Here is a 21,332-nt window from a genome sequence, read left to right as displayed (position 1 = left end):
AGATCATCTCGGGATGCGCCTGCCATAGCCTGCCTGCGGGGCACGGCAGTGGAGACTTGGGGGAAGCGCATGTTCACGGTGGTCTCGTCGGACGGCACGCCCATCGCCTGTGAGCGGCACGGCGAGACGGGTCCGCCGCTGGTGCTCGTCGGCGGCACGTTGATGACCCGGGCGCGGCACGCGCCCCTCGCCTCGCTGCTGTCGCGGGACTTCACCGTCTACAACTACGACAGGAGGGGACGCGGCGAGAGCGGTGACCATCCGCACTACGACGTACAGCGCGAGATCGACGATCTGGACGCCGTGATCGGGCGGGCGGGCGGGTCGGCGCTGGTGTTCGGGATGTCCTCCGGTGCCGTTCTGGCCCTGGAGGCCGTCGCCAGGGGCAGCGCGGTCTCCGCGCTCGCCCTGTACGAACCGCCGTTCGTCGTCGACGGGACCCGCCCGCGACTGCCGTCTGGGTACGTCGACCGCATCACGGCCCTCGTCGCGCGGGGCGACACCACGGGAGCCCTCACCTGCTTCCTGACCGAGGGCCTGGCCATGCCGCCGGCAGCCGTCGACGACCTGCGGCACACTCCCGTCTGGGCGGCGTGGGAGGCCTCTGCCCGCACCCTTGCCTACGACGGCCTGCTCATGGCCGATTTCATGTCCGGCCGTCCGCTGCCCACCGGCCGCTGGGCCGAGGTGGCCATTCCGGTCCTCGTCGGCCGCGGCGACGCGGGCGAGACGTACATGGTCAACGCGGCAAAGGCGCTCGCCTCCCGCGGAGACCGCTACACCCTCCACACTCTCGCCGGCCAGAACCACAACGTCGATCCGCATGCCCTCGCACCTGTACTCACCGCCTTCTTCGCAGCCGCGAGGCCGACGTCCTAAGGGCTGTCCCGTAAGTGCTGGTCATGGGAGATGCCGCTATGTTGCTTGGGCTGGCTGCCCTGCGGGGCTCTCTGGACGGTCGTGTTGTCAGCGGCTCGGGATACGGTGCGGCGTGATGGGTCGGACGGAGATCTTATGGGACTCGCGACCATGGGGGGTGGGTGGGAAGGTCCCCGGCATTCCGCCCGGGACTGGATTTAGTATCCGTGGTCCCACCCCCCCAACTCCGCACGCCAGTCGGGCCATGCGGTGAGGGGCCCACCGAAACGGCCGACTCAACGAACAGCCGCTCGCGGTGACATGATCTTGGTGTGGCTGGTGTGATCACGGCGTCGGAGCCGTCCTGGATAGGCCCGTTCACTGGGCTGAGCCCGCGTGCCTTCGGGAAGCTGATGACGGTTCTGCGGCGTCAGGGGGCGGATGCGGTCCGCAAGGGCCGGCCGTGGAGCCTCCTGCTGGAAGACCGAGCACTGCTGGTCGCGGCGTACTGGCGCACGAACCTGACCATGCGCCAGCTCGCTCCGCTCTTCGGGGTCTCGAAGTCGGCGGCCGACCGCATCATCGACCACCTCGGGCCGATGCTCGCCCTGCAGCCCCGCAAGCGGTTCGCCAAGGACACCGTGCTCATCGTGGACGGCACCCTCGTGCCCACTCGCGACCACGCCGTGGCAGAGCAGTCCAAGAACTACCGGTACTCCACGAACCACCAGGTCGTCATCGACGCCGACACCCGACTCGTTGTGGTGATCGGCCGCACCCTCCCCGGTAACCGCAACGACTGCAAGGCCTGGGAGGAATCCGGCGCCAAAGCCGCCGTCGGCAGAACACTCACGATCGCCGACGGCGGCTATCCCGGCACCGGACTCGTCATGCCCCACCGCCGCCGCAAAGGCGAAGACCTGCCCGACTGGAAGCAGGATCACAACAAGTCCCACAAGCAGGTCCGTGCCCGTGTCGAGCACGTCTTCGCCCGCATGAAGACCTGGAAGATCCTCCGCGACTGCCGCCTCAAAGGCGACGGAGTCCACCACGCCATGCTCGGCATCGCCCGACTGCACAACCTCGCCCTCGCCGGATAGACGAGAGGATCGCACCACGACCGACCCTGCCCACGGCGATTCAAAGAGCATTTACGGGACAGCCCTTAGCCTCGCCGCTTCGGTTGGTGTGAGACCGGTTGCCGGCCGGGAACGCGAGAGCGTTTTCTGAGTTGGGACGATGAGCCCTGTCGAGGTTCGGAAGGCGCTTTCTGCGTGCAGGGCTTCGCGTCCCAGGCTCCATGTCTCCGCTGACGGTATGGGAGTGGTGGGTCACGCCGGGGCACGGTTGCCGGCGAATCTTGCCGATGTCACGGGGCTGACCACTGCGTACTCCACCGCATTGGTACAGGGTGCAGCCCCCATGTCAGGAGGTGTGAGTCCTGAGGCCGTCGAGGATGCCTTGTCGAGTCCGGCGTCACCATCCGCAACAGCATGCTCCTACCCGGGTCCTCCGGGGAGCGGTGCGGTATTCGGTCGGGCGCTGTAGGGAAATGCCACGAACACGGTGCCCGCGATCAGGAGCTTCCACCTGAACGTCGACTGAACCCCAACGGGGGCCTATAGGGCGGTCCGGCCCCCACATGAACTACACGCCGAACTCGACGCGGCGGCGATGGAAGAGTGCGAGCGCCGCGACGGACGGAGCGTCGCGGAACTCGCCCTCCGCGATCAGCCGCCACACCTCATCCTCGCTGAACCAGCGGCTGATCAAGTCACCCTCGGCTTCCTCCGGGCTCTCCTCGCCTGCGGCCAGGCTGGTGGCGAGGATGATGTGGACGCCCTGGTCGCAGTATCCGTATGCCTCGTACAGGTAACCGAGCCGGGTCATGGTGGCGGCGGTGAGAGCAGTTTCCTCTGCGAGCTCGCCCCGGGCGAGATCCAGCGGGTCGGCGTCCGGCCGCTCCTCCCACGAACCCTGCGGGAACTCCCAGTACCGCCCCTTGACCGGGTAGCGATACTGCTGAACGAGATGAAATCCGCCGTCAACATAAGGAACGATCAGCGCGAAATCTGGTTTTTCCACCACGCCGTAAATTCCGGTGGCCCCGTTCTGGCGGATGGTCTTGTCCTCCCAGACCGTCATCCAGCGGTTCTCGTGGACGATCTCACTGCTGGTCGCGCGAATCTCGGCATCGATATCTTCCGCACTGCTGGTCATATTCATGCGCGAAGATTGTCCCGGGGCCGCAAGACGGCCACGCTCGAAGCTGCGCAGCGGGTCTCGGACCTGTTCTTGTCGAGCGACCCGTGCCGGCTGCTGCGTACTCCCTGTCAGGACGAGGTGCAGATCCTGGTCTACGCGGACGTCGACCGGCGGCCCGACGAGGGCGGCTACCTCGGCCTGGCCGACGGGGAGGGCGCAGGCGCGTTTCTGCGGTGAATCCGGCCGTCCGCACGGGTGGATTGGCCACCGAAGTCCTGTCGGAGCGGGTGTCCGCCCTGCGGCATGCGACCGACCTCGACCGGGCGAACGGCCCGCGGCTGACGGACATCCGCCCTCCGGCCGGTTCAGGAAGGCGCAGGACTGCGCGGGCCGCGGCCGGAGCAGCTCGCGGTCACCCCGAACTGAAAGCCCGGATGAAGGCGAGTGGCCTTTCGACTGGTAGCGGCCCTACCGCCACCTCACCCAGCTGCTCGCCGACGCCGCTCTGCTCTGCGACGTCGTGCCCAGGTCACCCGGCACGACGATGACATCGGCCGCCGGTTTCGGCGCCCAACACCGGGACTTCAGCAAGAGGGACGCTGAGCAGCAGCACCTACTCGGCGAGCTCGTGGGCGAAGACGGCGTGGTGCTACGGGTGTGCGCGCAAGTTGTCCACACTCCGGCGGCGGCAAGCGCGCCGCCTGCGCTCCGGACCGCAGAAACGGGCGTCCGCACGGCCGAGCGCGCCCCCTCTTCCGCGGCCCTTCACGGAAGAGACCCCGAACCCGATAGCATGATCAGGCCATGACAGGCATGGACTGGTAAGGCCGGTACCGACAACTCCTGGCCGTCGTGGCGCTGCTGGCCGCCCCCGCACCCAACCAGTTGGCATGGCTGGGGAAGCACGCCGTCCCGGTGGACGAGATCGCACTGGACTTCGACGACGCGGCCGTGATGGCACGACATCTCAGCGACGAGGGCTGGCTCACTCCCAGGGCGCTGGCCAAGATCCGAAGGGTGGACGACCTGCTGGGCCGCCCGATGGCGGCCAAGAGTTCCGCCAAGTGGACCGTGCGGGGGCTGAGGACTCAGGAACTGTGGGCACAGGTCCGTCAGGGAGCCGACCGGTTCCTGCGTGCAGAAGGCGAAACGGAACGTGCACTGCCGCTCACCGAGACGATCCGCTGACCGAATCACCACTGTCACCCGCCTTTCCCGCGAAGTGGCCGGACCCGTCGATGTCCTTGTGAACTCGCATGCCCATGGCAGGCAGCCGGCGTCCGATGGCGGGAGCATCGTCACGGCAGGGCAGGGCAGGGCAGTCATGGTCACGGCTTTCCCACGGCCATCCCGGCCGGAGCCACCGCGGCCGATAGACGTGCGACCCGGCCCGGTGCCAGGAAGGGGTGACTGGGCGGGCTGGGGGGCGCCCCACGCTCAGGTGCGGTTCTCGTCGACGAGCCCGATCAGGGCGTCCATGTCCGGTACGTCGAGTGCCGGTATGCGCAGCCAGTGGAACGGGAACCCGTACGCGCCACCCTCGGACGCCCGGTACTCCATGCGCAGCAGCGCGCCCAGCTCGTCCTCGTCCTCGTCGGCGATGACGACGCTTTAGCGGCATGAGGTGATGCTGTGCCAGGAGATGTCCTTGCCGTCGTGGCGCAGCCCGTCCGCGGTGGCGGTGAGCGGGCCGAACTCAACCTCCTCGCCGGCTGCGAGGGACCCTCTGGCCCGGGCCAGGTGCAGCGTGGTCACCGGGCCCCTGATCCGGTCCACCAGGGTTGCGATGGCCGAGGGCGGAGACGGGGACATGCGGCCCGAGAGGAAGACGGCCTCCGGTGTGGCGATGGGGGCCGGTCATCCGCGAGGCGAAGACCGTGCCGTCGGTGGCTCGGGGACGGAGGCTGAGCCGACGGCGCGGGGTGGGTGCGATCCGGTGTTCTGATCCCGGACGGCGCGGGTAGCCGGTGCTCCGCGCCACGGGCGAGCGCGGGGGCGGAGAACGACGAAGGCGGCGACCACGGCTCGCGCTGTGGTCGCCGCCTTGATGTTGAGGCCGACTGCGGCATCCCCGGCCGCCTACAGGTCGATGGCCGGCTCGACCGCGAAAGTGGCACCGGACACGCAGGACAGCGGGGTGTGTCCGTCAACCGCGGGGACACCTTGCTCACGGCCCCGATCACCTCGGCCCACTCCGATGCTCAGCGCTCCCCTGCGATAAACGCGGCCGGCAAGCACACGAGAGAGCGGCGAACAGCCATGCGGTAAAGCCTGCGTGAGGACGGAAGGAGGGGGCACACGCCCCTCACCTACCGAAAGGAACAGTGATGCTGGGTATAGCGGCCGCAGTCCTGTTCTTCATCGCGTTCTTGATCAACGCGGCGGAGATCTCGACGAACCACGTGTTCTCATCAGGCAATGTCATGATCCTCGGACTGATGCTACTGGCCCTCCACGTCGCCGGCATCGGCAGCGGCTGGAGCACCCGCTCCCGTCGTCGCTGACGATCCGGGCTGTCCCGCCCCGCGCGCGGGACAGCCCCTTCGGCTCCCCCGGGAGCGGACTCGCCATAACGACAGTTCGGATGGCGGCCGGACGCTCGTCCCCGTTCTGCCGCAGCGCATCGCAGACTCCCCGTGAGGAGACCCGGACTCGCAGATCCGCCGGACCGATCTCGCCCTGGCGAATACCCCGCAGCTCGTGCACCCCGAGGTCGTGCACACCCCCCCCGTACGGCACTGTCCGCCGCCCTACGATCGCGCCGCGGTGCACCGCTGCACGGGGTGAGCGGAACCGAAGTTGCCGTACTCCCCATCCCAGAAGGAGACTTCATGCTTACTACCGTCCTGGCCGCCGAGAACGAGACGGGCCCCCTCCTGCTCATCATCATCGGAGTGGTCGTGGCCGCGCTCCTCCTGGCCGGCTTCTGGTGGGGCAGCAGGCGCGCGGCCCGACGACGCAAGCCGCCCGTCGAACCCCTCCAGGGCACCCAGCCCCGCCAGGCCTCCTGGCAGACCCCGCAGGACGACCCGGCGCAAGGCCACCCCCGGCGCTGACCACCCCATCCGCACCACGCTCCATCCGTCATGCCGATGAAACCCCTGTTCGGGCGGCACGATGCACGGAACAGGACGTCTCCTACCCGCCCTCGAACAGCACGCGTCGCGCCGCTCTGCGGGGTTGCGGTGACACCGCTGTCGACGCCGGCCAAACCGGCAGGTGGACAGCTGAAACCCGTCCTGCGCGAGACGCCGGTGTGGGGGGGTACCACCAGGAGACCTCGGTGTGCGGCCACTCGTCACCCACCGGGTGTACCGGGGCGGTGGTCGTGCGGGGCGGTGATCGTTGCGGGGCTCGGGTCGGCTCGGACGGCCCAATCCAGCGGGCCATGCGGGGCCAGTACCCGTTACGTCTGTCTGGCGGTGCGCGGTGCGGGTACACGCCTGCGGGGCGGCGCGGCGCCGCCCGAGGGGTGACCGAGGCGAGGAATGCCCGTGGACGCAATCGTTCTGCTCAAGGAAGACCACAAGACCGTGGAGAAGCTCTTCAAGCGCTTCGAGAAGGCGGGCAACAACGCACACGCCGAGAAGCGGAAGATCGCCGATCAGGTGATCGAAGAACTCACCACCCATACCTGGATCGAGGAGAAGATCTTCTATCCGGCAGCACGCGAGGCCGCCCCGGATACCTCGGAGCACGTCCTCGAAAGCGTCGAGGAGCACCACATCGTGCTGTGGATGCTCTCCGAGCTCAAGGACCTGGACGCGGCCGACGAACGTTTCGACGCCAAGATGAGCGTCCTGATGGAGAACGTGCGCCACCACGTCGAGGAGGAGGAGAAGGAGTGGTTCCCCGACGTCCGCAAGGCCATGGGGCGCAACCGTCTCACCGAACTCGGCGACCGGATGGACGCCGCGAAGAACAAGGCCCCCAACGAACCCCTCGCCGTCCCCAGCGCCCACCAATAGCAAGTCAACCCCTTGTGCCCGGGCCGCCCGATGCCCGGCACCCACCGGCAGGAGAGCCCCATGGCTGTTCGTCACCAGCTTATCCGGCGCGCACCGCAGGCGGTGTGGGCGGTCCTGGCAGATCCCACCCGATACGGGGAGTGGGTGGTGGGACCCTCGCAGTCCGTGCCCCTTGACGAACACTGGCCCGCTGTCGGGTCTCGGCTGCGGTACATCGTTCGGCTGGGGCCGTGGTCCGCGAAGGGCGTGACCACCGTCCGGCACAACGAACCGGGCCGCGAGCTGGAACTGGAAGCCATGGCCAAGGGCCTGGGCACTGCCCGGATCTACTTCCAGCTGAGGCCCTGGGGAGAGGAGACGCTGGTCGTCTGCGACGAACACCCGCTGCGTGGACTGGGCGGCACCCTGCACAATCCCGCGAGCGAGGCACTGCTGCAGCTCCGCCACCGCGGCATGCTCCCCCGGCTCGCCAGGACCGTCGAGGCCGACCACACCACTGCCGGAACACGCCGTGCCTGACGCAGTGGTCATCGGCTCCGGCCCCAACGGCCTGGTGGCCGCGAACCTGCTGGTCGACGCGGGCTGGAGCGTGGAAGTACTGGAGGCCCAGCCCGAGCCCGGCGGCGCCGTACGCAGCGACCGGGGCGTCCACCCCGACTTCGTCTCGGACCTCTTCAGCGCGTTCTATCCCTTGGCCGCCGCCTCCCCGGTCCTCGCCGGGCTCGGTCTCGCCGCCGAAGGGCTGCGGTGGAGCCATGCGCCACGCGTCCTGGCCCACCCCCTGCGCGATGGGCGATGCGCCGTTCTGGAGCGCCGGCTGGAGGAGACCGCGGCCGGACTCGACGGATTCGCGGCGCACGACGGGTCGGCGTGGCAGGGGATGTACGACGCGTGGACGCGCGTGGGGCCGGACGTGGTGGGAGCCTTGTTCACGCCGTTCCCGCCGGTGAGGTCCGGGTTGCGCCTGGCGGCGGGACTACGCGCCGCGGGCGGACTGCGACTGGCCCGCAAGCTCGCTCTTCCCGTGCGGCGGCTCGGCGAGGAGGAGTTTGCCGGAGAGGGTGGCAGGCTCCTGCTCGCGGGTAACGCACTGCACGCGGATCTGGCGCCCGAGGCCGCCGGAAGCGGAGGATTCGGATGGCTGATGTCGATGCTCGGCCAGAGCCACGGCTTCCCGGTCCCCGTCGGCGGAGCCGGCGCTCTCATCCAGTCGCTCGTACGCCGTTTGGAGCGCCGCGGCGGCGTGGTGCGCTGCGGGCAACGGGTCGTCTCCGTCGTCGTGCGCAACGGGCAGGCGGTCGGGGTCCGTACGGCCGCCGGGGAGGACGTCACCGTACGGCGGGCTGTCCTCGCGAACACCTCGGCTCCCTCCCTGTACCGGGAACTCGTCGGCGAGGAACACCTGCCCGGCCGTCTGGTGCGGGATCTGGAACGCTTCCAGTGGGACTTCGCGACCTTCAAGGTCGACTGGGCGCTGGCCGGCCCGGTGCCCTGGACCGCACCGCAGGCAACCGGGGCGGGCACGGTCCACCTGGCCGACGGCGTGAACGGGTTGACCCGGTTCGCCGCCCAACTCGCCTCGGAACACGTCCCCGACGAACCGTTCGTCCTGATGGGGCAGATGACGACGGCGGACCCCAGCCGCTCCCCCGCCGGCACCGAGTCCGCCTGGGCCTACACGCACGTCCCGCAGCACGTTGTCGCGGACGCCGGACCGGACAACATCAGCGGCTGCTGGGACGCCGGGGAACAGGAAGCCATGGCCGATCGCGTCGAGGCACAGGTGGAACGCTACGCGCCGGGCTTTCGCGCCCGGATCATCGCACGGCGCGTCCTCGCACCCCCCACACTCCAGGCCATGAACGAGAACCTCCACAACGGCGCCATCAACAACGGCACCACCGCCCTCCACCAGCAGCTGATCTTCCGCCCGACCCCCGGCACCGGCCGCCCCGAAACCCCCATCAGGGGCCTCTATCTCGCCTCCGCGGCCGCCCACCCCGGCGGCGGCGTCCACGGCGCACCGGGCGCGAACGCCGCCCGCGCCGCCCTGCGTGCCGACGGCCTTCGCGACCTCCTGCACCGCGCCCAGCGCATGTGACATGAAGGGGTCCGACGTCCGGCAAGTGCCGACGGGTCGTCCGAGAGGGGCTGCGCCGGTGAGCGGGCTGAGCAAGGCTCGAAAGGTCGCTCGGCTGATACGGCGTTGAGAATCGGGCCCGCGTCGAGGTCGAGTCCGTCGGCTCGTGTGGGCCGGCTCCGCACGGGGTTAAGGCTGTCGAGCCTGCCCTGGATCCGGGTGAGCAGGGTTGCGACGTGGTCCTCCACGTGCCAGTCCGCCTCGGCGTACATGCGCAGGAGGCCCGCAATGATGCCGGCCTCCGGCTCGGTGATCAGGGGAAGGACGGGTCCGGGGGTTTGCCTGAGGTCTTCGCGCTCTCCTCGGGTTCCGTCTCGGTGCGGAGCTCGGCCGCGATCTTCTTGCGCATCGACCGTGACGGGATGTGGGGGCCGGCCCGGTTCATCTCGAAGCTGCGTCCGCCCCGGTGGTGGACGAGGGTGCAGTCGTCGTCGGGTCAAGGGGATGGGTTTCGGGGCAGGCCAGCCAACTCTCAGTACGTGTCCAGGATTCATTCACGTGTGCGGTATGGCAGGGCATGCTGCCGGACGCCTCTGACATTCGCGGCTTGCACCCGCCTGACCCCGATCGGCATTCCAGCGGCGGGGCGGCATTGTGAGGCGGTCGAAGCGTTCGCGACGGCGCGCCGACCGAAAGCGCCCGTCGCGGGTGTGGGGTCGGTCCTTCGGCAGCGGGCCGGAGCCCTGCGATGGACGTCGTTGCGTATCCTCCTGGGGAAAACAGCAGAACAGCCGCCCCGGACTGCGCACACTCCGCCCGGTCGGCTCAAGGGCCGCCGTCGAGGGCTGGAGGCCGTTGCCCGTCCGCGCGGTTCGCGATGGCCGTCGCCCACGCACGGAAAGCCTCCCGTTCCGGCGGCGGGATCCGCAGCTCCTCGGGGACCAGCGTGCCGAAGGCCGCGTCCAGCAGGTCGGCCAGGCCGAGATGGTGGTAGTCCCAGTGCACGCAGTTGTAGGCCCTCATGAGCGGTCCGACGAGTTCCCGGATCCGGGCCGTCTCGTCGGCGTCGAAGCCCGCCTGCGCCAGACGCTCCAGCGTCGCCGCCCGCTCCCGATGGGTGAACGAGCTGTCGAGGAACGGTTCGAGCAGGTCGCCCCACACGTCCGGGCGGGCCCGCACAGCAATACTGTTCGCCGCGCAAAATCGCCGCAGACCGGCCAGATGGACGGCCGAGACGAACACGACCTCCCCGGCCGGCGTGCGGATCTCCGGCGGCACGGCATCCGGATCAGCTTCCCGTACGGCTGTCGCACTCAGCACCCGGGCAGGCACGTCAGGGTCCCGCCCCGACAGCAGGACGCGATCACCGTCGAAGAAGAGGTCGTGAATCACCAAGTCATCCTCCTTGACGGCGTCCCCGACCGGAAGGGACCGCCGAACACGGTGGACTCCCGAACGTCCCCAGCCATATCGCGGGCAGGAGATCCCTGAAGGTCCTTGGTGTCCCGTCTCTGGGATGCAGGGACCCTTCGAGGCAGCAGCCGCATCACGACATCTTGAACCCCGTTCACCCCCTGACGATGCAGAAGGGATGCCCTGCCGGATCGGTGAGGACCCGCCACCTGCTCTCATGTGGCTGGTGATCCGACCTGGCTGCGCCCAACTCCAGCAACCTCGCCTCCGCCTCGTCCAGGTCCGCGACGTCGAAGCAAAGATGAAGCTGCTGGGGAACCGCCGGGTCAGGCCAGCTCGGCGCCCGGTAGTCGTCAACCCGCTGAAAGCCGATGAGGAGTCCATCGTCACGGCTGAGACCGGCAAAGTCGACGTCCGACTTCGGGTGGGGTTCAAAGCCTGTCGCCTGCTGATAGAACGCCGCCAGAGCCAGTGGATCCGGGCAATCGAGTGTTATCGCGCTCAACTTCATCTGCAAGTGAATGGCCTCTCCGAGCCGATGAACGATCTTCCTGACAGACACCCTAGGAGGCTCTGGCGCAGTCGGTTCCTCAAAATGGCCTGTCAGGCCCCGCCGATGTCCCACTCGCCGGGCCTCGTCAGGACCTCAGCCCGGAGTATCGAATCGATCAGCGGCTCGAACCCACTCGCCGGCCTCGAAGCGGCGCGAACCTACTCGCCGGCCCCGAAGCGGCGCGGCAGGCTCATGGCCGCAACTCGGCCGGGACGGCATGGGCCACCGCCCACGCCTGCTCGTACAGCACGTTGGCGGGCGCGATCAGTCTGCCCATCCAGCAACTGTTCGTCCCCGACCCGCAGAACGGCCCCGGAACGTTGCGCCAGTCGCGGTTCTCCCGTCGGTCGGACCACGGCCTCCACACACCGCAAGGCGGCGGTGCGGAGTCCACGTCCCGTCCTCCCCGTCGGGCAAGGGTCTCCCTCCAGCTCCCGGGCGGCCGGTCTCGGGGCCCAGTAGGTCATGCCCGCAGCTCCGGCAGGCTCTCACCCGGATGCGCCGCTCGGCCTTCCTGGAGACGGAATAGATAGCCGCGCAGGTATCCACCGAGGTCCCCGTCGATATGGGCGACGTAGGCTCGCGCACCGGCCGCGACATCTCGGAACACCTCCTGCCCGGACGTCGCCCAATCCCCCCACCCGAGGGAGAACGCCTCTTCCCGCACCCGTCCCCGGTCCCGCCACCACGCCCGCACCAAGTCCGGCGTCCAATGAAGGTCACCGTCGTATCCATACCCGCAGCACGTCTCCTCGCAGGCCGCCTCGCGCAGACTCTCGACCTCCCCGGTGTCGCGGGGCTGGCGATACACGTACTCCTGGCCGCACTCGGCGTCGTACAACACCGACCCGGGAGCATGCAGACGGCCCGTCCAACACGTATCCGTCTCGGCACCGTAGAACGGACCCGGCACATTACGCCAGTTGCGGTCCTCCCACCGGCCGCCCCAATGGACATCGGCGTAGACCGAATCGTCGGGCAGCGCGGCCAAGGCGGGCAACGGATCCCAGTACGTCATGGCCGGCAGCCTCTCATGGCGTCATACGGCGAGCGGGCGGAGGTCCGCTCCCGTGTGGGACAGCCGGCTCCACGGGTGATCGTCCCAGGGCCTGTGCGGCGGATCACTACCCGCGGCAGATGAACCGGGGTGATGATCTACCGGACGCGACCGGGAAGGAAGTGTCAGACCATAGAGGGATGAACAGTTGGACGAGGAGCCAACCGTCCTGAGCCGGAGCAGCTCTTGTTTCCGGACGATGTCGGGACCGTGATTTGCTCGCGCGGCGTCGTTCGGCGCCCCATCGGCTCGGGTTCGCTCTCCGGATGTAACTGGGGGTGCGGCCGCAGGGCGAGCGCCGAAGCCTGTCAGCGGATGACGTCGAAGACGTTCTTCTGCAGGCCGTTGGCGTAGGCCGCGTGCTCGACCAGCTTGAGCTTCTGGGTGTCCTTGTCGGTGGTGCTGAAGAGGCGCTTGCCGGCGCCGAGGAGGAGGGGGAAGACGAGGAGGTGGTAGCGGTCGATCAGGCCGGCGTCGGAGAGGGACTGGTTCAGGGTGGCGCTGCCGTGGACGATGATCGGGCCGCCCTCGGTCTCCTTCAGGGCGGCGACCTCGTCGAGCGAGCGCAGGATCGTCGTGTCGCCCCAGTTCGACACCAGCTTGTCCTCGGTGAGGGTGGTGGAGACGACGTACTTCGGCATCGCCTTGTAGTCGGCGAAGTCCTCCATATCCGGCCAGACCGGGCTGAACGCCTCGTAGCTGGTCCGGCCCAGCAGCACGGCGGTGGCGTCCTGCTGCTCGCGTCCCTTGATCTCGAACGCTTCGGGGAGGAACTCGATGTCCTTGAAGGTCCACCCGGAGTTCCGATAGCCGGGCTCACCACCCGGGCCCTCCACGACACCGTCGAGCGAGATGAAGGCAGTGCTGATCAGAGTACGCATCTTCGGTCCTCGATATCTCGTGCTTGGTTCCGGACGGTCCACGACCACTAGTTGTGTACGATGTCCACATTCTGGGAGTGCAGCCACCCGCACCCCCGGTGATCAAGCAGGACTCTAGACGAGCCATGTGGATGCTGTCCACATCGGAGGCGGAAGCATGACCGGGGCCAGGGACGGCAAGTCGAAGCGGGACACCTATCGCCATGGCGACCTCCGTAACGCACTGATCCGGGCAGGCCTCGAACTCGCCCGCCAAGGCGGACCCGAAGCCGTCGTTCTGCGGGCGGCCACACGGCAGGCCGGGGTCGTCCCCAACGCCGCCTACCGCCACTTCGCCGACAGGGGCGCCCTCCTGCACGCCGTCTCCCAGGCCGCAATGGCCGAAGTCGCCCGGACCATGGAAGCCGAACAAGCAGCCCTGCCGGCCACCCAGGACAAGGCCGCCGCAGCCCGCGGCCGCTTCCGCGCCGTCGGCACCGGCTACCTGCGCTTCGCCCAGGAAGAACCCGGCCTCTTCCGTATCGCCTTCCACGTCCCCGGCGACATGACACACGCTACGGACAGCGACGCAGCCGGCCCCGACGGCAAATCCCCCTTCGAGCTCCTCGGCGCCGCCCTCGACGACCTCGCCGAGACAGGACTACTGCCCCAGGACCGCAGACCCGGCGCCGAGTTCCTCGCCTGGTCCGCCGTCCACGGCCTCGCCATGCTCCTCATCGACGGCCCCCTACGAGGCCTCCACCCCACCCAGACACACGACGCAGGACAACACCTCATCGACATGATCGAACGCGGCATCTGACCCACCACCGAACCCGACCCGCCACCCAGGACCAGTCAGATGCACACCACCCCTCACGGCACCGGTACCGCTGCGGGCGGTGCCGCCTCCGCATGAAGACCCGCCCGAGTCGACGGATTCGGAAGACCTCCGAGCCGGAGGAGCGGGACATAGCAGCCGAAAGTCCGGGAATGAGAGTGCTCTTGATTGCACTCAAGACCGCGAAGGAAGCAGGATGAGCCAGCAAGAGGAGCATCATGATGCTGTTCTCGCCGAGATCCTCCTGAGTAGTCGGGTCGGCGGGTCGCAGATCCGTTACCTCGGATACGTCATCTCCATTCGCGCACAAATGAGCACGGGGTTGAACGGACCGGCAACTCTCGATCTCGACGAATACATCGAGATGACGGAAAGGGTCCTTGAACTTCAAGGCGCTTACCGTCGTGCGTGGAAGGCAGTGACCAGCGCGACCGAATCCAGGAAGGCCCGGCTGAAACTTCCTGACCTTGAAGGCGCGCTGAAGGACTCCGCTGATGGGCTTCGCGAAATCGGTACCCGCCACGGCATCGGGTTCGACTCCTGACCCGACCCGCACCAGCGTCAAGAAACGCCCGCCCGGATCTTCCGGGCGAGGGCATCGTCTTGGTCGGTCGGATCAGACCGTCAGACGATCGAATGGGGGGCTGCCACCAGAGGCCGGCACAAGCGGCCCAGCCCTGGCCGTAGGGGCTGAAGCCACCGGCCGTCTTGACCTCTTGACCTAGAGGTGAAGGCCAAGGTCGTACCGACCGCGCCGTTGTACATGAACGGGATGTCACCCTCGGTGTCCCCGGAGGCCGGACCACCGGTCGAGGCGGAGTACCACTGGCCGACGATCCAGCTGCGGAAGTTCTCGAAGAGGTCCTCGGTCGACCAGTCCCCCGACCTCGGTTCCGACTTCACCCTCGTCGGCGTCACCGCCCGCTACAGCCGGCAGAAGCCCGAACAGGACCCGGCCACTTCAATGCTCCGGACCCCAGTTCCCCTGCCGCTACCTCGGCAAATAGGTCGCCACCAGGCACCGCTGGGCCTGCGTGGGCCGGCAGGCCCCGCGCAGGCCCTTTGCACCGTGTCGACGGCCGGAGGTTCACGCTTCACAGCGTGGTTCAGGGGGCGCACTCGTCAAGTGGCGTCGCCCGCTGCGTGCCCCCGGGCCGGTTCCGGGGCAAGGATGGAGGCCGGCGAGTGGGGTAGGACCTCGCGCGGGCCCAGCAACCGCAGTCCGTGCACCGCGCCGCCCGCGAGGCGGAGTTCGAGTCCTGCACCGTGCGTCGGATGCCGGCTTGCGGGTGAATTCATGCCCGCACCGTCTCCGGACTCCTCTCACAACGCACGCCTGAGCGGTGTACGACTCGCCGAAGGCCACCCGCCTGGAGTGGAGATGAGGGTGTCGCTCTGGACCGTGCGGGTGATGTTCACACGGGCGGCCAGTCCGGCGCAGCGATGGTGACGAATCCCCTATAAGCCCCCATTCGGGTGCGTTGAGATGAGGAGACACCATGCGAAACCGGATCATGATCGCTGTATCCGCTGCCGTGCTCGCCGGTCTGTGTGCGGCGCCGGCGCTGGCCGCGGTGGACACCGCGCCGCGGACCCTGTCGGCCCACGACCACAAGACACTGTCCGCGATCGGACTGACCGGCGACCGACGTCTGGTCGAGTTCGACGTCGACAAGCCTTCCCGGGCCCGGTCTCTGGGCAGGGTCTCCGGACTGACCGGCGACACCCGGCTCATCGGAATCGACTTCCGGGTGCAGAACGAGCGGCTCTACGGCGTCGGCGACAAGGGCGGCGTCTACACACTGAACACCACCAACGCCAGGGCCATGAAGGTCTCCCAGCTGACCGTCGCACTCACCGGGACCGCGTTCGGCGTGGACTTCAACCCGGCCGCGAACCGGTTGCGGGTCATCTCCAACACCGGTCAGAACCTTCGCCACAACATCGACGACGCGGCCGCCCCCCTCACCACCACCGTCGACGGCACCTTGACCAACCCGACCGTGCCGCCGTCGACCGCGATGGGGGTGACCGGTGCCGCCTACACCAACAACGACCTGAACGCCGCAACCGCCACGACCCTCTTCGATCTCGACACGATGGCCGACCGCATCTCCCTGCAGTCCCCGGCCAACGCCGGAACCCTCGCCCCGACCGGCAACCTCGGCGTGGACGCCGCCCTCGACGCGGGCTTCGACATCCACTACAACCCCACCACCGCGACCAACCACGGCTTCGCCGCCATCGCCACAGGCGGCTCGTACCGCCTTTACGCGGTCGACGTGCTGACCGGCAAGGCCACCGCCAAGGGCGCCTTCCCGACCAAGTACCAGGTCACCGACCTGGCGTTGCCCATCAACCAGAAGTAGCCGCGCCCCCGACACCCGGCCCCACGCGCCGGGCCCCGACGGGGGCCACGGCGCCGGGCCGGGCCGGCCGGCCGATCCACGTGAAGAGGCCGGTCATGCCGGTGGCCCCGTGTCCCTTCGGGGACGGACACGGGGCCACCACCTGATGTGTCAAGGGCCGTTCGGCGTGGGCTACTTGGGCATCAGGACGGTGTCGACGATATAGACGTTGGCGTTGGCGGTCTTGACGTTGCCGCACACCACGTTGGACGTGTCGTTGACCTTGTACGCCTCGCCGGAGCCCTTCGTGGTGACCATGCCCTTCTGCAGGGACTCGAAGCTGCCGTTCTCCAACTGCTTGGGGGTGAGCTTCTGGCCGACCACGTGGTAGGTGAGGATCTTGGTGAGCATCTCCTTGTCCGCGAGGACCTTGTCGAGGTCGGCCTTCGGGATCTTCGCGAAGGCATCGTTCGTCGGGGCGAACACCGTGATGTCCTTGGCGTTGTTCAGGGTGTCGACCAGACCGGCCTGCTTGACCGCGGTGACCAGGGTGGACAGGGCCGGGTTGTTGGACGCCGCGGTGGCGACCGGGTCCTTGGCCATGCCGTCGAAGGAACCCGCGCCCTCCTTGGGAACACCCGCGCAGGCCTGGCCGAAGGGCTGGTCGTCGGTCATCGCGTCGCCCGCGGGGCTGCTCGCGTCGGTATTGGCCTCGCCCCCGGCGGACGAGGAAGCAGAGGCCTTCGCGTCGCTGCCGGAGTCGGAGCACGCGGCCAGGGAGAAGGGCAGTACCGCGGCCGCGGCGACGGCGAGGGCGGTACGACGGATCTTCATGCTGTTCATGATCGATTGCTCCTTTAAAGGTGTTCTCGGGGGGGGTGTTGACGTATTGGTCGTGCTGCCCGACACGTGGCGCTGCGGCCGCGGCGGGTGGTCTAGGGGACGGTCACGAAGACGTTGTGCCAGCCGCTCGCACCGTCGGGAATGGTCCGCGCACGTTGCTCGGTCTGGACTTGGCCGGTCCCGTCGGTCGCGCGGACCGTGATCGTGTGCCCGCCCGGCACGGCGTTCCAGCGGTAGGACCACTGGCGCCAGGTGTCGATATTGGCTTGCGGGGCGAGGTCGGCGTCCTGCCAGGGGCCGTCGTCGACGCGGACCTCGACACGGGTGATCCCGCGATGCTGCGCCCAGGCGACACCCGCGATCGTGAGGGTGCCGGCGGCGGGGCGGGCGAAGGGCTTGGGGGTGTCGATGCGGGCCTGGGTCTTGATCGGTGCCTTGCGGGCCCATTTCCTTTTCACCCAGTACGGGTCGTAGGTGTCGAAGGTGGTGAGTTCGATGTCCTCGATCCACTTGCAGGCCGACACGTACCCGTACAGGCCGGGGACGAGCATGCGGACGGGGAACCCGTGGTCGAACGGCAGAGGCTCGCCGTTCATGCCAACCGCGAGGATGGCGTCACGGCCGTCCATCACATCCTCCACCGGGGAGCCGAGCGTCATGCCGTCGACCGACCGGGCCACCAACTGATCGGCCTTGCCGCCCTTGGACGGGGGCCGCACACCGGCTTCCTCAAGGAGGTCGGCGAGGGGCACACCGAGCCAGCGGGCGGTGCCGATGTAGGGGCCGCCGACCTCGTTGGAGACGCAGGTGAGCGTGATGTCACGTTCGATCAGAGGGCGGGCCATGAGTTGGTCGAGGGTGTAGGTACGCGGGCGGGTGACGCCTTTGCCGTGGATGCGCAGCCGCCAGGTGCCCGCGTCCACCTTGGGAACGCTGAGGGCGGTGTCGACGCGGTAGAAGTCGCGGTTGGGGGTGGTGAAGGTGGTGATGCCGGGCACCTTCAGCTGGACGCCGGCCGGGAGGGTGGGAGCCGGGGAGGCGGGCCGAGGCAGGACGAGACTCTCGCGGGAGGCGAGAGCGCCCTGGCCCTGCCGTCCGGTGAAGAACCTACCGAGCACACCCGCCGAGGTCGCCGCCACCGCGCTCACCCCGACGGCGGTCAGGAATCCGCGCCGACTCCACCCGCCGCCGTCCTCGTCGTCGGGTGCGGCAACGGGTTCGGCCTTGGCCGCCAGCACGTACAGGGTGCAGGCCCCCGCGACCGCCCCGGCGATCGAGGGCAACGCGTCGCCGATGCCCGCGGAGTCGGGTCGGCTCAGGGCCGCGGCGGCGCCGACGATGCCGAACAGCAACACGCCTGCGGCGCCGGCCCGTCGATGGGACAGGGCCAGCATGCCCAGGCCAACGGCGATCAGGGCGAGAATCGCGACGATCCCCAGCTGCAGGACGACCTTGTCGTTCTCGCCGAAGGTACGGATCGCAAAATCCTTCACCGCGGACGGGGTCCGGTCGATCACCGCGCCACCCACCACGGTGACGGGCCCGGCAGCGGGTCGCAGCAGTCCGGCGATCAGCTCTGCCACGGCGAGGGCGGTGAACGCGGCCAGAAGACCTGACAGCGCACCCCGTGCGGCGCGGATGAGTTTGTTGCGGTAGCTGCTCACACTTGGCATTCGACGGCAGCTGCCCGGCGGATTGGTAGCACCTCAGAAAATGTGAACGGCTCGCCTCTGCCATCCGCATGACGCGGACGTGGAGGCCGCGGATCGGTCATGGTCGCCGGTGTGCGGCGCCGGCAACCTGGCAGGTCGATCACCAGGAAGACACGTCGGCCACCAGATGCGGGGCCCGCTCGTGGTCACCAGTGCCCGGTGCACCCCGGCCGCCGTGCCGTGTTGGAGTGCTTCGCCGCGGACGCGGTGGACGAGGAAGACGTTGTAGTCCACCCCGAGCGCGACGAGGAAAACGAAGGAGAACAACACCACGGCAGATTCGGTCGCGAAGCTTCCCACAACCAGCTGACCGGAGCCGGGCCAGGGTGTCGCGGGCGCGGGCGCTGTCCGGTGCGTCGGTCAGCGTGGCCATGATCTGTGCCCTCCCTCCGGCCCCGACGAGACCGTGTGGGTCGCCGCTACGCCGTCGGTAGCCGTGACACGCCTGCGCACGTCGGAGGCGAGAGCGGCGGGAGCGACGATGGATGACCAGGGGGCCGGCCGTGCCCGCCGGGAAGTGGCGGGAGAGGACCTCCTGTCCGCGGACGGAGGGTGCGTTGGTGGGCAGGGCCTGGTGCAGGGGGGCGCCGGTCCGGGAGGGCAGCGGGGCGCAGGCGGCAACCGTGATCAGCAGGAGCATGCAGCCGCCCCACACCCGCCGGGGCCGCTGTGCGATGACCTGGCCGTGCTTCGCCCACCGGTCTCCCGCAGCGTGCGGGACATGGGGGAGCACGGTCCGGCGGGATCACAGCACGAGGAACGCCGGGCAGAAGGCCAGTGACACGGCGGCGCAGCAGTTCATGGCCATCGCCACCGCCGGTCCCGGGCGCTGCTCGGCGGGGAGGTCGCTGAGGGTGAGAGTCATCATGGCGCAGGCACTGGTGGCGGCGCCGGCGTCGACCGGGAGGTGAGGAGACGCCCGAGCCGGGTTGCCCGAGCCGACGCCGGACCAGTACGCGGGCACGCCTTGCGCGCCCGCATCGGTCGAGGTCATCGCGGCTCCTCCCCCACCACCGTGACGATCGCCATGGCCACAGGCGGACCTCGCAGCAGGCGAACCACGTCCCCTCCCGTCGCCGAGAACGCAAACCGGTCCCGTGCAGGCAGGGGAGAAAACCCCGCCATCGGGTTCGGGACCTCACACGAATCATCCGCAGGCGATTCCCCCCTGCTCGGCCAGGGCCCTCGGTTCCCTCCAACGGGTCAGGCACCTGGAAGTGGGTGACGCATCCTCCCATCCGTGGACCCATTCGCTACGAAGAACAGACACACCCGCACACGTACGTAAGGCCGGATCGTCCTCGGGGACGGTCCGGCCCGGCACGAGCGATGAAACAAGGACCGGCATGCGATGGACGCCCCGCCCCCCGACGGTCGACCCAGGCCACACCCGCGCCTCCTCGCCACGGCCGGAGCGGCACGGGTGAACCAACCGTTCCCCTTCACTGCGGGACGCTCCGGCGACCCGGACCGCAGCTATCTCACAGGGGTCTTGCAGAAGGTCGCCCACGGCGACGAACTGGCCAATCCGAGGAGGTCACCCAGGAGGTAATGATCGATCTGTGGCGGCAGGCAGCCCGCTACCGGTTCGGCGCCGGCCCGTCAAAACATGGGCGGCAACGATCGTCCACCGCCGGGCCGTGGACCGGGTGCGTTCCGCCCAGGCCGCAATCGACCGCTACCAGGCCCAAGTCGCCCGCGAACATCGCAACCGCCTTCGACGAGGTCTCCGAACAGGTCGAGACCCGCCTGGATGCCGAGCAGGTACGACGTTGCGTGCGCGGCCTGACCGAATTCCAGCGCCACCGTGACCCTGGCCTACTGCCAGGGGCTGACCTACCGCGAAGTGGCCGAAGCCCTTCGCACGCCGCTTCCCACGATCAAGACACGCATGCGCGACGGGCTCATCCGGCTCCGCGACTGCATGGGGGTGACCATATGAAACACCATGAACCCGACGCCCACACCCTTTCCGCCGCCTACGCTCTCGACGCACTCGACAACAGCGAACGCGCAGTCTTCCGTGCCCACCTTCAAGGCTGCGAGGCATGCCGGCAGGAGGCCGCGGGGTTCGCAGCGACCGCGGCCCGCCTTGCCACGGCGGTCTCCCGCACGCCGCCGGCGGCAGCCAAGGCACAGATCGTGGCCGCCATCGACGACGTCCGCCAATTGCCCCGCGGATTCCGGGCGCGGTACGGGCCTGGCGTGCCCGACACCACTCCCCCGACCGGCAGTCTCTAGAACACGTCGCGGAGTGTGTCCAGTAGGCGGGCGATGTTGGCCTCGTCGCGGCGGTAGTAGGTCCACTTGCCCCGCCGGGTGGCGATCACCAGACCTGCTTGTCGCAGTATCGCGAGGTACTGCGATGTCGTCGACTGTCCCAGGCCCGCGCGCTGCTGGATGTCGCTGACACAGACGCCGATCTCGATGTCGTCGGGTTCCTGGCCGGGGAAGCTCATCGGGTCCTTGAGCCATACCAGCATCTGGCGGCGGGCCGGGTTGGACAGGGCCCGGAACACAGCCAGCAACTCCGTCTCGGCGAACACATGCCGATCCTAGCCCATCTACATATTGACGATTCGCGATATGGCGAT

General features: G+C 68.7%; 24 protein-coding genes and 2 pseudogenes. 14 read left to right on the top strand and 12 right to left on the bottom strand.

Going from position 1 to position 21,332, the window contains the following annotated elements; translation table 11 throughout:
• The first annotated feature begins 69 nt into the window (after positions 1-69).
• Positions 70-879, top strand: a complete 810-nt coding sequence (locus ACZ58N_RS36430) for an alpha/beta fold hydrolase (protein WP_471169146.1) — start codon at positions 70-72, stop codon at positions 877-879.
• 311 nt (positions 880-1,190) lie between these two features.
• On the top strand, positions 1,191-1,958 hold the full coding sequence (locus ACZ58N_RS36425; protein ID WP_471169143.1) for a transposase: 768 nt from the start codon (positions 1,191-1,193) through the stop codon (positions 1,956-1,958).
• A 547-nt stretch (positions 1,959-2,505) separates the two neighbouring features.
• On the opposite strand, the gene ACZ58N_RS36420 is transcribed toward ACZ58N_RS36425, so the two are convergent.
• Positions 2,506-3,084 carry an NUDIX domain-containing protein gene (locus tag ACZ58N_RS36420; protein ID WP_471169141.1) on the bottom strand — a complete coding sequence of 193 codons (579 nt, stop codon included), beginning with the start codon at positions 3,082-3,084 and terminating at the stop codon, positions 2,506-2,508.
• Between the two features lie 69 nt (positions 3,085-3,153).
• Between ACZ58N_RS36420 and ACZ58N_RS36415 the strand changes: the two genes are divergently transcribed.
• Positions 3,154-3,300 carry a hypothetical protein gene (locus ACZ58N_RS36415; RefSeq protein WP_471169139.1) on the top strand — a complete coding sequence of 49 codons (147 nt, stop codon included), beginning with the start codon at positions 3,154-3,156 and terminating at the stop codon, positions 3,298-3,300.
• 615 nt (positions 3,301-3,915) lie between these two features.
• Positions 3,916-4,251, top strand: a complete 336-nt coding sequence (locus ACZ58N_RS36410) for a hypothetical protein (protein ID WP_471169137.1) — start codon at positions 3,916-3,918, stop codon at positions 4,249-4,251.
• 249 nt (positions 4,252-4,500) lie between these two features.
• Here ACZ58N_RS36410 and ACZ58N_RS36405 read toward each other — a convergent pair whose 3' ends face one another.
• Together ACZ58N_RS36405 and ACZ58N_RS36400 are read right to left on the bottom strand one after the other, a co-directional pair.
• Positions 4,501-4,623, bottom strand: coding sequence for a hypothetical protein (locus ACZ58N_RS36405; RefSeq protein ID WP_471169135.1), 123 nt, complete (start codon positions 4,621-4,623; stop codon positions 4,501-4,503).
• Positions 4,624-4,674: 51 nt separating this feature from the next.
• On the bottom strand, positions 4,675-4,875 hold the full coding sequence (locus ACZ58N_RS36400) for a hypothetical protein (RefSeq protein ID WP_471169132.1): 201 nt from the start codon (positions 4,873-4,875) through the stop codon (positions 4,675-4,677).
• Positions 4,876-5,390: 515 nt separating this feature from the next.
• Between ACZ58N_RS36400 and ACZ58N_RS36395 the strand changes: the two genes are divergently transcribed.
• The 5 genes from ACZ58N_RS36395 (at position 5,391) to ACZ58N_RS36375 (ending at position 9,132) form a co-directional block, all read left to right on the top strand.
• A complete protein-coding gene (locus ACZ58N_RS36395; RefSeq protein ID WP_471169129.1) occupies positions 5,391-5,567 on the top strand; it encodes a hypothetical protein in 177 nt (58 codons plus the stop codon).
• A 327-nt stretch (positions 5,568-5,894) separates the two neighbouring features.
• Positions 5,895-6,119, top strand: coding sequence for a DUF6479 family protein (locus ACZ58N_RS36390; protein WP_471169127.1), 225 nt, complete (start codon positions 5,895-5,897; stop codon positions 6,117-6,119).
• A gap of 438 nt (positions 6,120-6,557) precedes the next feature.
• A complete protein-coding gene (locus tag ACZ58N_RS36385; RefSeq protein ID WP_471169124.1) occupies positions 6,558-7,031 on the top strand; it encodes a hemerythrin domain-containing protein in 474 nt (157 codons plus the stop codon).
• A gap of 30 nt (positions 7,032-7,061) precedes the next feature.
• Positions 7,062-7,550, top strand: coding sequence for an SRPBCC family protein (locus ACZ58N_RS36380; RefSeq protein ID WP_471169121.1), 489 nt, complete (start codon positions 7,062-7,064; stop codon positions 7,548-7,550).
• On the top strand, positions 7,543-9,132 hold the full coding sequence (locus tag ACZ58N_RS36375) for a phytoene desaturase family protein (protein ID WP_471169118.1): 1,590 nt from the start codon (positions 7,543-7,545) through the stop codon (positions 9,130-9,132). Before ACZ58N_RS36380 ends, ACZ58N_RS36375 begins: the two co-directional genes overlap by 8 nt.
• Positions 9,133-9,936: 804 nt before the next feature.
• On the opposite strand, the gene ACZ58N_RS36370 is transcribed toward ACZ58N_RS36375, so the two are convergent.
• From ACZ58N_RS36370 to ACZ58N_RS36355, 4 genes are all read right to left on the bottom strand, one after another.
• Positions 9,937-10,506, bottom strand: coding sequence for a hypothetical protein (locus tag ACZ58N_RS36370; protein ID WP_471169115.1), 570 nt, complete (start codon positions 10,504-10,506; stop codon positions 9,937-9,939).
• Positions 10,507-10,678: 172 nt separating this feature from the next.
• The gene (locus ACZ58N_RS36365; protein ID WP_471169180.1) at positions 10,679-11,035 is read right to left on the bottom strand and encodes a VOC family protein; all 357 of its coding nucleotides are present in this window, start codon (positions 11,033-11,035) and stop codon (positions 10,679-10,681) included.
• 505 nt (positions 11,036-11,540) lie between these two features.
• A complete protein-coding gene (locus ACZ58N_RS36360; protein WP_471169112.1) occupies positions 11,541-12,095 on the bottom strand; it encodes a ferredoxin in 555 nt (184 codons plus the stop codon).
• A gap of 347 nt (positions 12,096-12,442) precedes the next feature.
• Positions 12,443-13,015, bottom strand: coding sequence for a dihydrofolate reductase family protein (locus ACZ58N_RS36355; RefSeq protein ID WP_471169110.1), 573 nt, complete (start codon positions 13,013-13,015; stop codon positions 12,443-12,445).
• Positions 13,016-13,172: 157 nt separating this feature from the next.
• Here ACZ58N_RS36355 and ACZ58N_RS36350 point away from each other — a divergent pair, with 157 nt between their 5' ends.
• From ACZ58N_RS36350 to ACZ58N_RS36340, 3 genes are all read left to right on the top strand, one after another.
• Positions 13,173-13,817 carry a TetR/AcrR family transcriptional regulator gene (locus tag ACZ58N_RS36350; RefSeq protein ID WP_471169107.1) on the top strand — a complete coding sequence of 215 codons (645 nt, stop codon included), beginning with the start codon at positions 13,173-13,175 and terminating at the stop codon, positions 13,815-13,817.
• A gap of 214 nt (positions 13,818-14,031) precedes the next feature.
• A complete protein-coding gene (locus tag ACZ58N_RS36345) occupies positions 14,032-14,379 on the top strand; it encodes a hypothetical protein (RefSeq protein ID WP_471169105.1) in 348 nt (115 codons plus the stop codon).
• A gap of 955 nt (positions 14,380-15,334) precedes the next feature.
• Positions 15,335-16,204, top strand: coding sequence for a DUF4394 domain-containing protein (locus tag ACZ58N_RS36340; RefSeq protein WP_471169102.1), 870 nt, complete (start codon positions 15,335-15,337; stop codon positions 16,202-16,204).
• Positions 16,205-16,375: 171 nt separating this feature from the next.
• On the opposite strand, the gene ACZ58N_RS36335 is transcribed toward ACZ58N_RS36340, so the two are convergent.
• The 4 genes and pseudogenes from ACZ58N_RS36335 to ACZ58N_RS36320 all read right to left on the bottom strand — a co-directional run bounded on the left by ACZ58N_RS36335 (position 16,376) and on the right by ACZ58N_RS36320 (position 19,732).
• The gene (locus tag ACZ58N_RS36335) at positions 16,376-17,026 is read right to left on the bottom strand and encodes a fasciclin domain-containing protein (RefSeq protein ID WP_471169101.1); all 651 of its coding nucleotides are present in this window, start codon (positions 17,024-17,026) and stop codon (positions 16,376-16,378) included.
• 92 nt (positions 17,027-17,118) lie between these two features.
• Positions 17,119-18,699, bottom strand: coding sequence for a sulfite oxidase (locus ACZ58N_RS36330; RefSeq protein WP_471169098.1), 1,581 nt, complete (start codon positions 18,697-18,699; stop codon positions 17,119-17,121).
• A gap of 174 nt (positions 18,700-18,873) precedes the next feature.
• Positions 18,874-19,041, bottom strand: a pseudogene (locus tag ACZ58N_RS36325) (MMPL family transporter); the annotation flags it as partial.
• Positions 19,042-19,483: 442 nt separating this feature from the next.
• Positions 19,484-19,732, bottom strand: a complete 249-nt coding sequence (locus ACZ58N_RS36320) for an MMPL family transporter (RefSeq protein WP_471169096.1) — start codon at positions 19,730-19,732, stop codon at positions 19,484-19,486.
• 518 nt (positions 19,733-20,250) lie between these two features.
• Here ACZ58N_RS36320 and ACZ58N_RS36315 point away from each other — a divergent pair.
• Both ACZ58N_RS36315 and ACZ58N_RS36310 read left to right on the top strand, forming a co-directional pair.
• A pseudogene (locus ACZ58N_RS36315) lies at positions 20,251-20,680 on the top strand (sigma-70 family RNA polymerase sigma factor); the annotation flags it as partial.
• Entirely contained in the window at positions 20,677-20,979 is a 303-nt protein-coding gene (locus ACZ58N_RS36310) for a zf-HC2 domain-containing protein (RefSeq protein ID WP_471169094.1), read from the top strand. The pseudogene ACZ58N_RS36315 and the gene ACZ58N_RS36310, both read left to right, overlap by 4 nt.
• On the opposite strand, the gene ACZ58N_RS36305 is transcribed toward ACZ58N_RS36310, so the two are convergent.
• Entirely contained in the window at positions 20,976-21,284 is a 309-nt protein-coding gene (locus ACZ58N_RS36305; protein WP_471169092.1) for an ArsR/SmtB family transcription factor, read from the bottom strand. The two genes, ACZ58N_RS36310 and ACZ58N_RS36305, sit on opposite strands and share 4 nt — an antisense overlap.
• Between the last annotated feature and the right edge of the window lie 48 nt (positions 21,285-21,332).

Source organism: Streptomyces sp. NPDC040432, from assembly GCF_055595445.1.
The sequence above is the reverse complement of the archived record's forward strand: the minus strand, read 5'-3'. Positions and strand labels throughout refer to the sequence as shown.

Coding starts and splice junctions, on each gene's coding strand:
- ACZ58N_RS36430 (WP_471169146.1), top strand. CDS start 70: ATGTTCACGGTGGTCTCGTCGGACGGCACGCCCATCGCCTGTGAGCGG.
- ACZ58N_RS36420 (WP_471169141.1), bottom strand. CDS start 3,084: ATGAATATGACCAGCAGTGCGGAAGATATCGATGCCGAGATTCGCGCG.
- ACZ58N_RS36405 (WP_471169135.1), bottom strand. CDS start 4,623: ATGGAGTACCGGGCGTCCGAGGGTGGCGCGTACGGGTTCCCGTTCCAC.
- ACZ58N_RS36400 (WP_471169132.1), bottom strand. CDS start 4,875: ATGTCCCCGTCTCCGCCCTCGGCCATCGCAACCCTGGTGGACCGGATC.
- ACZ58N_RS36395 (WP_471169129.1), top strand. CDS start 5,391: ATGCTGGGTATAGCGGCCGCAGTCCTGTTCTTCATCGCGTTCTTGATC.
- ACZ58N_RS36390 (WP_471169127.1), top strand. CDS start 5,895: ATGCTTACTACCGTCCTGGCCGCCGAGAACGAGACGGGCCCCCTCCTG.
- ACZ58N_RS36380 (WP_471169121.1), top strand. CDS start 7,062: ATGCCCGGCACCCACCGGCAGGAGAGCCCCATGGCTGTTCGTCACCAG.
- ACZ58N_RS36365 (WP_471169180.1), bottom strand. CDS start 11,035: ATGAAGTTGAGCGCGATAACACTCGATTGCCCGGATCCACTGGCTCTG.
- ACZ58N_RS36360 (WP_471169112.1), bottom strand. CDS start 12,095: ATGACGTACTGGGATCCGTTGCCCGCCTTGGCCGCGCTGCCCGACGAT.
- ACZ58N_RS36355 (WP_471169110.1), bottom strand. CDS start 13,015: ATGCGTACTCTGATCAGCACTGCCTTCATCTCGCTCGACGGTGTCGTG.
- ACZ58N_RS36350 (WP_471169107.1), top strand. CDS start 13,173: ATGACCGGGGCCAGGGACGGCAAGTCGAAGCGGGACACCTATCGCCAT.
- ACZ58N_RS36345 (WP_471169105.1), top strand. CDS start 14,032: ATGAGCCAGCAAGAGGAGCATCATGATGCTGTTCTCGCCGAGATCCTC.
- ACZ58N_RS36340 (WP_471169102.1), top strand. CDS start 15,335: ATGCGAAACCGGATCATGATCGCTGTATCCGCTGCCGTGCTCGCCGGT.
- ACZ58N_RS36335 (WP_471169101.1), bottom strand. CDS start 17,026: ATGAACAGCATGAAGATCCGTCGTACCGCCCTCGCCGTCGCCGCGGCC.
- ACZ58N_RS36330 (WP_471169098.1), bottom strand. CDS start 18,699: ATGCCAAGTGTGAGCAGCTACCGCAACAAACTCATCCGCGCCGCACGG.
- ACZ58N_RS36320 (WP_471169096.1), bottom strand. CDS start 19,732: ATGACCTCGACCGATGCGGGCGCGCAAGGCGTGCCCGCGTACTGGTCC.
- ACZ58N_RS36310 (WP_471169094.1), top strand. CDS start 20,677: ATGAAACACCATGAACCCGACGCCCACACCCTTTCCGCCGCCTACGCT.